Source organism: Undibacterium sp. SXout7W (assembly GCF_049339385.1).
Taxonomy (GTDB): Bacteria; Pseudomonadota; Gammaproteobacteria; order Burkholderiales; family Burkholderiaceae_D; genus Undibacterium.
This window is the reverse complement of sequence record NZ_JBMPPF010000014.1, coordinates 125,403-137,429: the sequence shown is the minus strand read 5'-3', so window position 1 is coordinate 137,429 and position 12,027 is coordinate 125,403. Positions and strand designations below refer to the sequence as shown.

At 50.6% G+C, this 12,027-nt stretch carries 10 protein-coding genes; 6 read left to right on the top strand and 4 right to left on the bottom strand.

Annotated features, from left to right (window positions below; translation table 11 throughout):
- Positions 1 to 246 precede the first annotated feature (246 nt).
- The 4 genes from gatB to gatC all read right to left on the bottom strand — a co-directional run bounded on the left by gatB (position 247) and on the right by gatC (position 4,315).
- Entirely contained in the window at positions 247 to 1,773 is a 1,527-nt protein-coding gene (gene gatB / locus ACO0LB_RS14145) for an Asp-tRNA(Asn)/Glu-tRNA(Gln) amidotransferase subunit GatB (RefSeq protein ID WP_423050109.1), read from the bottom strand.
- A gap of 151 nt (positions 1,774 to 1,924) precedes the next feature.
- The gene (locus ACO0LB_RS14140) at positions 1,925 to 2,356 is read right to left on the bottom strand and encodes a hypothetical protein (RefSeq protein WP_423050107.1); all 432 of its coding nucleotides are present in this window, start codon (positions 2,354 to 2,356) and stop codon (positions 1,925 to 1,927) included.
- Between the two features lie 65 nt (positions 2,357 to 2,421).
- Positions 2,422 to 3,876 carry an Asp-tRNA(Asn)/Glu-tRNA(Gln) amidotransferase subunit GatA gene (gene gatA / locus ACO0LB_RS14135; protein ID WP_423050105.1) on the bottom strand — a complete coding sequence of 485 codons (1,455 nt, stop codon included), beginning with the start codon at positions 3,874 to 3,876 and terminating at the stop codon, positions 2,422 to 2,424.
- Positions 3,877 to 4,012: 136 nt separating this feature from the next.
- Complete coding sequence (gatC, locus tag ACO0LB_RS14130) at positions 4,013 to 4,315, bottom strand: Asp-tRNA(Asn)/Glu-tRNA(Gln) amidotransferase subunit GatC (RefSeq protein ID WP_423050103.1); 303 nt, start codon at positions 4,313 to 4,315, stop codon at positions 4,013 to 4,015.
- 294 nt (positions 4,316 to 4,609) lie between these two features.
- Between gatC and ACO0LB_RS14125 the strand changes: the two genes are divergently transcribed.
- The 6 genes from ACO0LB_RS14125 to ACO0LB_RS14100 all read left to right on the top strand — a co-directional run bounded on the left by ACO0LB_RS14125 (position 4,610) and on the right by ACO0LB_RS14100 (position 11,979).
- Positions 4,610 to 5,653 (top strand): rod shape-determining protein, encoded by a 1,044-nt coding sequence (locus ACO0LB_RS14125; RefSeq protein WP_110256286.1) that lies wholly within the window; start codon positions 4,610 to 4,612, stop codon positions 5,651 to 5,653.
- A gap of 339 nt (positions 5,654 to 5,992) precedes the next feature.
- Positions 5,993 to 7,066 carry a rod shape-determining protein MreC gene (gene mreC, locus ACO0LB_RS14120; protein ID WP_423050101.1) on the top strand — a complete coding sequence of 358 codons (1,074 nt, stop codon included), beginning with the start codon at positions 5,993 to 5,995 and terminating at the stop codon, positions 7,064 to 7,066.
- Positions 7,063 to 7,581, top strand: a complete 519-nt coding sequence (gene mreD, locus ACO0LB_RS14115) for a rod shape-determining protein MreD (protein ID WP_423050099.1) — start codon at positions 7,063 to 7,065, stop codon at positions 7,579 to 7,581. Before mreC ends, mreD begins: the two co-directional genes overlap by 4 nt.
- Positions 7,582 to 7,628: 47 nt before the next feature.
- Complete coding sequence (mrdA, locus tag ACO0LB_RS14110) at positions 7,629 to 9,617, top strand: penicillin-binding protein 2 (protein WP_423050095.1); 1,989 nt, start codon at positions 7,629 to 7,631, stop codon at positions 9,615 to 9,617.
- Positions 9,618 to 9,619: 2 nt separating this feature from the next.
- Positions 9,620 to 10,729: a rod shape-determining protein RodA gene (gene rodA / locus ACO0LB_RS14105; protein WP_423050093.1), complete on the top strand. Its 1,110-nt coding sequence runs from the start codon at positions 9,620 to 9,622 to the stop codon at positions 10,727 to 10,729.
- Positions 10,726 to 11,979, top strand: a complete 1,254-nt coding sequence (locus ACO0LB_RS14100) for a septal ring lytic transglycosylase RlpA family protein (protein WP_423050091.1) — start codon at positions 10,726 to 10,728, stop codon at positions 11,977 to 11,979. The genes rodA and ACO0LB_RS14100 overlap by 4 nt, the downstream gene beginning before the upstream one ends.
- Positions 11,980 to 12,027 lie beyond the last annotated feature (48 nt).

Genomic DNA, 12,027 nt, shown 5'->3' with positions numbered 1-12,027 from the left:
TCTGGAACGGCTGCCGCTACAACCGTTTAGTCAAATTAGCCAACTGCTCCCGCATCGCTGGGCCACCGTACAATAATTCTCACCACGATAAAGTCGTTCGGTCAACATGAGTTCGCCGGGCGGTTACGTCTTATCTCATATCCTTTCATCCCATCTGGTTTCAATGCGCTGTCAGCACAATCTCAGCACAATAAAAAACGGCACAACCAAATGGTTGTGCCGTTTTTCGTGGGGGAGCTGTATTGATCAGCCTGCCAGTTTTTTCTTCAGCAGTTCATTCACCTGAGCCGGATTGCCTTTTCCTTTTGTCGCTTTCATCGCTTGTCCTACCAGCGAATTAAACGCCTTTTCTTTGCCTGCACGATATTCGTCAACGGATTGCTGATTCGCTGCCATGACTTCGTCAATGATTTTTTCCAATGCGCCAACATCAGAAATCTGTTTCAGGCCTTTTGACTCAATGATCTGATCGGCAAGCTGTGTATCGGCCGAAGGTGCTTGCCACATGGCGGCAAACACTTCTTTGGCGATCTTATTGGAAATTGTACCGTCCGTGATTCTTTGTAATAAGACCGACAGTTGCGTCGCGGTCACGGGAATCGCGCTGATATCCATGCCTTCGCGATTGAGCGTCGATGCGACATCACCCATCATCAGATTCGCGGCGGGTTTTGCTTGCGCAACGCCTGCTGCGGTGACGATGGCTTCAAAATAAGTGGCGATGCCTTTTGATTGCGTCAGTATGGTCGCATCGTATTCTGGTAAGGCGTATTGCTCAATGAAGCGTTGACGCATGGCGCTTGGCAACTCTGGCATCGTACTGCGTACCTGTTCCACCCATTCATTGCTGATTTTCAGTGGTGGCAAATCCGGGTCTGGAAAATAACGATAATCCATGGCATCTTCTTTGCTGCGCATGGAGCGTGTTTCTTTGCGATCCGGATCATACAGACGGGTTTCCTGCACGACAGTACCACCGTCTTCGATCAGTTCAATCTGGCGGCGGACTTCAATATTGATGGCTTCTTCCAGAAAGCGGAAAGAGTTCAGATTCTTGATTTCACAGCGTGTACCAAACTCTGTTTGCCCGACAGGACGCACAGAGACGTTCGCATCGCAACGGAATGAGCCTTCTTGCATATTGCCATCGCAGATGTCGAGCCACATGACCAGTGAATGCAGGGCTTTGGCATAGGCAACCGCTTCGGCGGCGCTACGCATGACGGGTTCTGTCACGATTTCCAGCAAAGGGGTGCCGGCACGGTTCAGATCAATGCCAGTCATGCCTTGATAGTCTTCATGCAGGGATTTGCCCGCGTCTTCTTCCAGATGAGCGCGCGTCAGTTCGATGACCTTGATTTCAGATTTGCCGTCTTTTTCCACGACGCACGATACATGTCCACCTTGAACCACGGGAATTTCAAATTGGCTGATCTGATAACCTTTTGGCAGATCAGGGTAGAAGTAATTTTTGCGTGCAAAAATCGATTCTGGCGAAATGGTCGCGCCGACAGCCAGACCAAACTGGATGGCTTTTTCTACCGCACCTTTATTCATGACAGGCAGCACGCCGGGCAGCGCCAGATCTACCGGACTGGCCTGAGTATTTGGTTCGGCACCAAACTGAATCGAGGATCCGCTAAAAATTTTTGAATTGGTTTTAAGTTGTGCGTGGGTCTCAAAACCGATAACGACTTCCCATTGCATAATAGTTCCTTGTTTTGTCGTATGCTGACGTTCAGCGCTGCTGATGAAAACGTTGAATGTCGCCATTGTTGAATTGAATCATTGAACACTGGCGTTGACGTTTTTTAGCGCGGAATGATCACCATATTGATTATGTTATTTGTCGCGTGATTGTTGACTGTTTTCTGCAGTCTGGTCTGCTTACTTATTCGTTACTTAATCGCTACTTAATCGTTATTTATTCATCATAACGACACTGACCTGTTTTTAATTCCACACTCAACGCAGAAAAATTCATTCTTGAGCCGCATAGAGCAGGGCAGGTCGGTTTGACATGTAACACATCACCTTCGCGTTCCAGACGGATGCTGCACTGATAACCACGGTCAAAATCGTAGCCCCGCTTTTTGCGAGCGGTGACCGCATCGGTTAATGTCAGTCGCCAGCCTTTTTCTGTTACTTCGGCTTGTAATCCATCCTCTGTATCGATACTGCATTCATGCCCGTGACTGGTGCGGAATTGCGATGACTCCCACTGAAACGCATTGATCTTTGTTCCATTGAGTTGTATCCGAGCCTGATCCGCAAAAATCAGACGCTCACCATCACCATCTTCCTGTCGGGTTTGTGTGCATTGCCACTGCGCATCCAGCGTTTGTGCGTATGCCATGGTGTTACTCAGTGCACTAGTGAATGCACAGAGTAACAAGGCTATCGACCGAAAGATGGATTTGTTCATACGGGAGCACGAGTGTGCCAGTCTGTTACCTGCTGGAACTGATGCGCCACATTTAACAGGCGTGCTTCTTCAAAGTAGTTGCCGATCAGCTGCAAGCCCACCGGACGTTTTGCATTTTTCTCTCCCTGTCCGAAACCGCAAGGGATAGACATGCCAGGTAAGCCGGCAAGACTGGTCGATAAGGTAAAAATATCTGCCAGGTAGTTCGCTACCGGATCATCTGCCTTGGCACCGAGATCCCATGCCACAGTCGGGGCAACGGGACCCATGATGACGTCGCATTGCTCAAATGCAGCTGCAAAATCCTGAGCAATCAGGCGGCGTATCCGTTGTGCCTGCAGATAATAGGCATCGTAGTAGCCATGCGATAACACATACGCACCAACCAGGATGCGACGTTTGACTTCTGCCCCAAAGCCTTCCGTACGCGATTGGCGATACATGTCATTCAGGTCTTTATAATTCGCAGCACGATGACCATAGCGTACACCGTCAAAGCGGCTCAGATTGGAAGAAGCTTCTGCCGGAGCGATGACGTAGTAGACGGGGATGGACAGTTCTGTTTTTGGCAAAGAAATATCGACCAGAGTTGCGCCGAGTTTTTCATATTCAGCCAGCGCATTGCGCACAGCCTGTTCGACATCGGCAGCCAGACCTTCACTGAAAAATTCGCGCGGGATACCGATTCTTAATCCTTGCAGTGATTGATTCAGATCACGGTTAAAGTTTTCTGGTTGACGTTCCAGCGAAGTCGAATCCTTTTCATCAAAGCCGGCCATCGCATTCAGCAATAAACCGCAGTCTTCGGCTGTTTGGGCAATAGGGCCACCCTGATCCAGCGAGGAAGCAAAAGCAATCATGCCGTAGCGTGATACGCTGCCATACGTTGGTTTAATGCCGGTCACACCGCAGAAAGATGCTGGTTGACGTATCGAGCCGCCAGTGTCGGTAGCAGTCGTGGCCGGAGCCAGGCGTGCTGCAATCGCTGCCGCCGAACCGCCGGAAGAGCCGCCGGGTACTGCACTTGTATCCCACGGATTTTTGACAGCACCAAAATAGGAATTTTCATTTGATGAGCCCATGGCGAATTCATCACAATTGAGTTTCCCCAGCGTCACCATGCCTGCTTGTGCCAGTTTGTTGACGACGGTGGCATCGAATGGGCTGACGTAATTTTCCAGCATGTGTGAGCCTGCTGTAGAGCGCAGATGGCGGGTCACGAAAATATCTTTGTGCGCAACAGGAATTCCGGTCAGCGCCGTAGTGTCGCCACTGGCCAGACGTACGTCGGCAGCTGCCGCTTGTTGCAAAGTGAATGCCGGATCGACATGCAGGAAAGCATTCAGGTCACTGGCTGCAATGCGATCCAGATACAACTGTGCCAGCTCTGTGGCAGAAATCTGTTTGCTGTGCAACAGCGCAGATAATTGAGAAAGTGTTTTGGTATGCATAACGGTTTCGTCGCTTATTTTTGTAACTCAGAGTCGTAACCTATGGCCATAATTGATTGCTGTACATCGCTACCATTCTTACAGCTCAGGTTGCGGCATGATCAGTCATTGCTTGTTCTGGTCATTGTTCGGGTAATTATTCAATGACCTTAGGAACAAGATACAGGCCATCCTGTGTCGCCGGTGCCGGCTGTTGGTATTCTTCGCGGTGATTGCTTTCTGTGACAACGTCGTCACGCAGTCGCAGAGCCAGTTCGGGCAACAGTGCAGCGATCGGATGACTCAGGGGCGCAACACCTGTGGTATCTACGGCTTTGAGCTGTTCAACCAAAGAAAAAATACCATTCAGTTTATCCAGCGTGGAACTGGCCTCGTCCTCGGAAACATTGAGTTTTGCCAGGTTTGCAATACGCTTTACATCAGTAAGTGTCAGTGACATGGTTCGCGGGCGCAAGACTGCGCAAAAAAGTGTCAAAAAATACGAAATTCGATGTCACATTTTTAGGTGTTGTTATCGAATAAATTTAAAGAGATTATAAGGTAGAATGGTGGGTTAATGCCCTAATTGGCATGCTAAATCCCCGTGACTCGCAGAATACAGAGTCTGCCACACAGTGTGGGATCATGCAGGCCGGGCCAAATTCGCATCATTCGCAAAATTCAATTGCTCAGCGTTCGACTGGTTTATCCGTCAAGGCTGTGCGCACCAATAAAGTTAAATACAGGACAATACATGTTTGGTTTCTTACGTAGTTATTTTTCAAATGATCTTGCTATCGATCTGGGCACGGCGAATACGCTGATTTACGTCCGTAGCCAGGGCATCGTGCTGGACGAGCCTTCCGTTGTGGCGATTCGTCAAGAAGGTGGCCCGAACGGTAAAAAGACAATTCAGGCCGTCGGTAAAGAAGCAAAACAGATGCTGGGTAAAGTACCGGGCAATATCGAAGCCATCCGTCCGATGAAAGACGGCGTGATCGCCGACTTCACCGTAACTGAGCAGATGCTCAAGCAGTTCATCCGCATGGTGCATGACACCAAATTCTTCAAGCCTTCCCCACGTATCATCATCTGCGTTCCTTGCGGTTCTACCCAGGTTGAGCGCCGTGCGATCCGTGAATCGGCACTTGGTGCCGGTGCTTCTCAGGTGTATCTGATCGAAGAACCAATGGCAGCTGCAATCGGTGCCGGTCTGCCAGTATCGGAAGCGACTGGTTCCATGGTGGTCGATATCGGTGGCGGTACGACCGAAGTCGGTATCATTTCTCTGGGTGGTATGGTCTATAAAGGCTCGGTGCGCGTTGGTGGTGATAAGTTCGATGAAGCGATTGTCAACTACATTCGCCGTAACTACGGCATGCTGATCGGTGAACAAACTGCTGAAGCAATCAAAAAAGCGATTGGTTCTGCCTTCCCGGGTTCCGAAGTCAAGGAAATGGAAGTCAAAGGTCGTAATCTGTCCGAAGGTATCCCACGTTCTTTCACTATTTCCAGCAATGAAATTCTGGAAGCGCTGACTGATCCGCTGAACAACATCGTTTCTGCTGTTAAAAATGCACTGGAACAGACCCCGCCAGAACTCGGTGCCGATATTGCTGAAAAAGGCATGATGCTGACCGGCGGTGGCGCTTTGCTGCGTGATCTGGACCGTTTGCTGATGGAAGAAACCGGCCTCCCGGTGATCGTCGCAGAAGACCCGCTGACTTGCGTGGTGCGTGGTTCCGGCATGGCGCTGGAGCGCATGGACAAACTGGGTTCGATTTTCTCCTACGAATAAAGAACAAGGTCACTGATAGTGCGAAGACATGGAAATTTACACGGCTTCTGCAACTATCACTGACCAACACATGAGCCGGCGCTGTCTTGTCGGCTCTTTGTTTTTGAGTGAAGCTACGCAATAGTAATGCCGTATTCGCAATGCTGATGCAGTCGCGGTGTGACGGTGGATGACGGTGATGCGATCTGGATACCTCTCATCAGCTCTCATGAGCCTTTGACGTCTTGACAGTGTTACTAGTCCGCCATGTTGCTGACAGTTCGGCAGCCAGGCAGCGTGCCCGAACGTATTATTGTGCTATTTGTCCCAACAACTGGTTTTGAATCTGGTCGATAACGTATGGAATACAGTCCGCCACCCCTCTTCAAGCAAGGTGCCTCCGCCCGTGCCAGAGTGGTTTTTTTTGCTGTTCTGGCGATTTTCCTTCTGGTCGTCGATGCGCGGCTGAAATCCTTGACGCTGGTGCGTCAGGTGCTGGGAACGGTGCTTTATCCGGCACAGATGTTAGCGGTGGTACCGCGCGATGCGGTACTACACATGTCAGATTATTTTGTCTCGATCACGTCGCTGGAAAAAGAAAACGCCAGCATCAAGCGCCAGCAGACCCAGAATGCCGATACTTTGCAGCAGACAGCGCAATTGCTCTCTGAGAATCAGCATTTACGCAAATTGCTGGATGCGCGCGAACGTGTACCAGTCAAATCTGTCATGGCAGAAATTATTTACGATGCCCGTGATCCATCTACCCGTAAAGTGATTATTGACCGTGGCATCAAGCACGGCATCGCCCTGAGTCAGCCTGTGATTGATGATAAGGGAGTGGTCGGACAGGTTACGCGGGTGTTTCCGCTGACCGCTGAAGTCACTTTGCTGACCGATAAAAATCAGGCAATCCCGGTACAGATTGTCCGTAGCGGCTTGCGCAGCGTGGTGTTTGGTCGTGGTCAGTCCAGTTATCTGGATATGCGTTTGGCATCAAACGCTGACGTCCAAAATGGTGATCAACTGGTGACTTCCGGCATTGATGGCGTTTATCCGCCGGGTCTGGCAGTGGGCAAGGTCATGCAGGTAGAAAACAAGACATCCAATACGTTTGAAAATATCTTGTGCGTACCTGCGGCTGGCATCGACAAAAACAAACAGTTGCTGGTGTTGCTGGTGTCGACAGATAATCTGCCGCGTCCCGACACCGAAGATATCCGCGCGAAGAAAGAAAAACTGAACCGTAAAGTAACGCGTGATTCTGCATTGCCGGTCGCGGACAGCAAGCAGATGGAAGTCACCCATGTGAACCCGCTCACACCGGTACCTGCGCCCGTATCTGCCCCTTCGTCTGTAACGGCGCCCGCACCTGCATCACCGCCATCATTGCCGCCACCGGCGCTGGCAACACCTAAGGATGCGCCAAAATGAACAGCCCACATTACATACTTTTGCCGGTCAATCCGCTGTTCATCACGCTGAGTTTCATGCTGGCGTTTTTCCTGAATTTCCTTCCTTGGGGAAACTGGATTGCCGTACCTGATTTTGTCGCGCTGGTACTGGTATTCTGGAGTATCCATCAGCCACGTAAAGTTGGTATTGGCGTGGCGTTTGCGATGGGTTTGCTGATGGATGTGCATGATGCGATTCATCTGGGCGAAAACGCATTGGCTTACACGTTGTTATCGTATTTCGCGATCACCATACATCGTCGTGTGTTGTGGTTTCATCCGGTCACACAATCGTTGCATGTCTTTCCTTTATTCCTGTTTGTGCAATGTGTGCAGATCGCCGTACGCCTGCTGGTGGCGCCGGACGCGCATTTCCCCGGCTGGACTTATTTTTCCGTCAGCTTCGTGACGACGTTGCTGTGGCCATTCGTGACCTTGCTTTTGCTTGCCCCCCAACGGCGTGCTGTTGATAAAGATGATACACGTCCAATCTGAGCGGTATTTGCGTTCACAGTTGTTACCCTCAGTTTTCCAAACACACCATGAATGAACTCAAAAACACGGAACGCGAACTGCATCATTTCCGCATGCGCCTGCTGTTTATCGGCGCGTTTGTGTTCGTCTGCTTTGTTGCTTTAATTTCGCGCTTTGTCTGGCTACAAATCATCAAGCATGATGACTATGTCTTGCTGGCAGACGAAAATCGTATTGACATTGTTCCTGTTGTGCCGAATCGTGGCCTGATACTTGACCGCAATGGCATCATTCTGGCCCGCAATTATTCCGCATACACATTAGAGATCACGCCTTCCAAAATCCGTCAGGATATGGATGTACTGATAGATGAGCTGGCCTCGCTGATTGATATTCAGCCCAAACATCGTAAGCGTTTCCGTAAATTACTGGAAGACTCCAAGAGTTTTGAAAGTTTGCCTATCCGTACGCGTCTGACGGATGAAGAAGTGGCGCGTTTCATGGCACAGCGCTTCCGCTTTCCCGGTGTCGATATTCAGGCGCGTTTGTTCCGCCAGTATCCTCAGGGCGACAGCGCTTCGCATGTGATTGGCTATATTGGCCGCATCAGCCCGAAAGACGCCGACATCATTGATGACATGGAAGATGCCGCCAACTATAACGGTACCGACTATATTGGCAAGGAAGGGCTGGAAAAAAGTTACGAAAAAATCTTGCATGGGAATACCGGTTTTGAAGAAGTGGAAGTATCGGCCGGTGGTCGCGCAGTGCGTACCTTGTCACGTACCGCACCTGTTTCCGGTAAAAACCTGATTTTGTCAGTCGATATCGAATTGCAGAAAGTGATCGAAGAAGCGTTTGGCGAGCGTCGTGGTGCGTTGGTGGCGATTGAGCCTGCCACGGGTGACGTGCTTGCTTTCGTCTCTAAACCGACTTACGACCCGAATCTGTTTGTCGAAGGGATTGATCAGCAAAGCTGGACTGAACTCAACACATCAGAAGACCGGCCTTTGCTGAACCGCCCCTTATCAGGTGCGTATCCGCCAGGTTCTACCTATAAACCTTACATGGCGCTGGCTGCCCTGGAACTGGGCAAACGCACGCCGCAACAGGCCATCGCCGATCAGGGTTTCTTTATGTTTGGCGGTCACCGCTTTAACGATGATAAGCCTGGCGGACATGGCATGGTCGATATGTACCGCTCGATTGTTGCATCGTGTGACCCTTACTACTACATGCTGGCGAATGATCTGGGAGTGGATGCGATTCATGATTTTATGAAGCCGTTCGGTTTTGGGCAAAAAACCGGTATCGATCTGGAACATGAAAAACAGGGCGTGCTGCCATCGACCACCTGGAAACGGAGTGCCTATCGTAAACCGGCACAGCAAAAATGGTATGCCGGTGAGACGATTTCTCTGGGAATTGGACAGGGATACAACACCTTCACTCCTTTACAGATGGCGCATGCGATCGCTACGCTGGCAAACAACGGCGTCGTCATGAAGCCGCATCTGGTCAAAATGACGGAGGACCCGCTCACCCGTCAGCGTGCATTGACCGTGGCAAAAGAAAGCGGCCGTATTCCGCTGAAACAGGAAAATATCGATATCATCAAAAAAGCGATGGTTGGCGTGACGACCGATGCCAGTGGTACCGGCTATCGCGTATTTCATGATGCGCCTTACCTGGCAGGGGGTAAAACCGGTACGGCGCAGGTGGTGGGGTTGAAAAAAGGCGAGAAATACGATGCTAAGAAAACCGCAGAACGCCAGCGCGACCATTCACTGTTCATTGCCTTTGCTCCGGCAGATAATCCCAAAATCGCCTTGGCAATCATTGTTGAAAATGGCGGTTTTGGCTCTGAGGCTGCCGCACCTATCGTCCGGAAAGCGCTGGATTACTATTTGCTGGGCAAACGTCCGGTAGACAAAGACAAGACACCGCCAGTCAAATCCGATGTGCTGGCGAACCGCGCCGAATCAGAAGTCCGGGCTGATGCCGAAGCGGAGGGCGGCCCGAAACCGGGTGGCCAGACACAGGGAAACAAGGATTAGTTATGCAGAACCGTGGCATGTACTGGCAATCGATACGCTCTCACATCATGGTATTTGATGCGACGCTGGCGATATTGATATTTTTGATATTGTCCTGTGGCATTGTGACCTTATATTCTGCCGGCATCGATTTCCCTGGCCGCGTGGAAGATCAGTTGCGCAATATCGTGGTGTCGTTTGTCATCATGTGGGTGTTCGCAAACATTCCGCCGCAGACCCTGATGCGCTTTGCTATTCCTATCTATAGTTTCGGTATCGCCTTGCTGATCGCGGTCGCTGCTTTTGGTATGGTGAAAAAAGGCGCACGTCGCTGGTTGAATGTCGGTACGCCGATTCAACCTTCAGAAATGATGAAGATTGCCACACCGTTGATGCTGGCCTGGTACTTTCAAAAACGGGAAGGCGCATTGCGGCTCAAGGATTTTATCGTGGCAGCAGTGATACTGGCTGTACCGGTCGGGCTGATCGCCAAACAGCCTGATCTGGGAACTGCGATGCTGGTGGTTGCCGCAGGATTTACGGTTGTGTTTCTGGCGGGCTTATCGTGGAAGCTGCTGATATCGCTGATTGTGAGTGCACTGGTGGTGATTCCTACCGTTGTCTGGCCGATGTTGCATGACTTTCAGCGTGACCGTGTGTTGACCATGCTGGACCCGAACCGTGATCCGCTCGGGAAGGGTTTTCACATTATTCAATCAACGATTGCCGTGGGTTCCGGCGGTTTGCGCGGCAAGGGTTGGTTGAAGGGAACACAGGCGCATCTGGAGTTTATTCCTGAACGGACAACAGATTTTATTTTTGCCGTGTTTTCCGAAGAATTTGGTTTTATCGGTAATCTGGTGCTGGTGACCTTGTATTTCCTGTTGATTATCCGCTGCCTGATGATTGCTGCTAATGCCCCCACCTTATTCTCGCGTTTGATGGCAGGTTCTGTGACCATGATATTCTTTACCTATGCCTTCGTGAATATGGGCATGGTCAGTGGTATTTTGCCTGTGGTTGGCGTGCCTTTGCCTTTCATGAGCTATGGTGGTACAGCCCTGGTAACACTGGGAATGGGACTGGGAATTATGATGAGTGTGCAGCGAAACAGAAAGCTGGTGCAGACATGAAAAAATTGATTTCTGAGAACAAAATTCATAACAAGTCAGATAGCAGGACACATATAAAGACCAACAGCAGATCTGGCCTCAAGGCTGATGCTGTAGTACATCTTAAAACTCCCCGACCATGGCGTTTACCACTCGTCTGCGCCGCAACTGTATTGCTGGCGGCCTGTGGCAGCGCACCGAAACAATCGGTCATTATTGCAGAGTCTTCGTCTCGCCCGGCAGGCTCCAAACCTTCAGGCAGCGCACCGCTGCTGCCGAAAGCAAATTCAGGCAAAGGCGGTTACTACAAAGATGACGGCCCTGGTGACAATCCACCTGAAGGACTGGAATTTACGGTCGATCCCATTCCGGTGGTAGAAGATTTTTCCCGCGCTGGCAACAAGCCTTATGTCGTATTTGGGAAAACCTATACCCCGGTTGCCGATAACGTCACCCCGTATATTCAGCGCGGTATCGCCAGCTGGTATGGTAAAAAGTTTCATGGGCAAAAGACCTCTTCCGGCGAGCTGTACGACATGTACAAAATCACGGCCGCCCATCCTACCTTGCCTATTCCTTCATATGCGCGGGTCACCAACCTGAACAATGGCAAGCAGATCATTGTGCGTATTAATGACCGTGGCCCTTTCCATTCTTCACGCATCATCGATTTGTCGTACACCGCTGCGTTGAAACTGGAAGTGCTGGGCAAAGGTAGTAGCCAGATCGAAGTCGAACGCCTGTTGCCTGTGGATATTGAACGCATGGCAGAAAACCGCAAAAATCAGACACCTGAAAAATCGATACTCGCCAGAGCGCCTGTCGTGACGATGGCCAGTCCGATCAATACGCCGATGGTGAATACCATTGATGTTCCGCCTGTACGCAACGCCGCTGATAAGGCTGCTATCACTATGGCAACCGCATCAAACATGTCAAACGCTAATAACGCTTCAACTGCGCAAATGACAATAGAGGAACTGTTAGCGTCACAGGACAGCAAGCCGGTAGAAAAACTGGCTTCCGGTTCGGTAAGCGGCGTAGGGTATTACTTACAGTTTGGAGCGTATGCGATCCGCGCCAATGCTGAATCGATTATGACGCAGCTAAAAAACCGTGCGGAGAGCGCCTTACCGGGATTTGATATCGTCCAGCAGGGGAGTCTTTACCGGCTTGTCAGCGGACCATTTGGCAGCCGTTCGGAAGCGACCGCTGCGTTGGCACAGGCAGGCAACCTGGGAATTGCCCGTCCGCTTGTAGTGCAGCGCTGATCATTGCCGCGCTGGCGTATTTTGTGACTATGCTGTGGCGATGCTGTT

Coding starts and splice junctions, on each gene's coding strand:
- mrdA (WP_423050095.1), top strand. CDS start 7,629: ATGAATGAACTCAAAAACACGGAACGCGAACTGCATCATTTCCGCATG.
- mreC (WP_423050101.1), top strand. CDS start 5,993: ATGGAATACAGTCCGCCACCCCTCTTCAAGCAAGGTGCCTCCGCCCGT.
- rodA (WP_423050093.1), top strand. CDS start 9,620: ATGCAGAACCGTGGCATGTACTGGCAATCGATACGCTCTCACATCATG.
- gatC (WP_423050103.1), bottom strand. CDS start 4,315: ATGTCACTGACACTTACTGATGTAAAGCGTATTGCAAACCTGGCAAAA.
- ACO0LB_RS14140 (WP_423050107.1), bottom strand. CDS start 2,356: ATGGCATACGCACAAACGCTGGATGCGCAGTGGCAATGCACACAAACC.
- gatA (WP_423050105.1), bottom strand. CDS start 3,876: ATGCATACCAAAACACTTTCTCAATTATCTGCGCTGTTGCACAGCAAA.
- ACO0LB_RS14100 (WP_423050091.1), top strand. CDS start 10,726: ATGAAAAAATTGATTTCTGAGAACAAAATTCATAACAAGTCAGATAGC.
- gatB (WP_423050109.1), bottom strand. CDS start 1,773: ATGGCGACATTCAACGTTTTCATCAGCAGCGCTGAACGTCAGCATACG.
- mreD (WP_423050099.1), top strand. CDS start 7,063: ATGAACAGCCCACATTACATACTTTTGCCGGTCAATCCGCTGTTCATC.
- ACO0LB_RS14125 (WP_110256286.1), top strand. CDS start 4,610: ATGTTTGGTTTCTTACGTAGTTATTTTTCAAATGATCTTGCTATCGAT.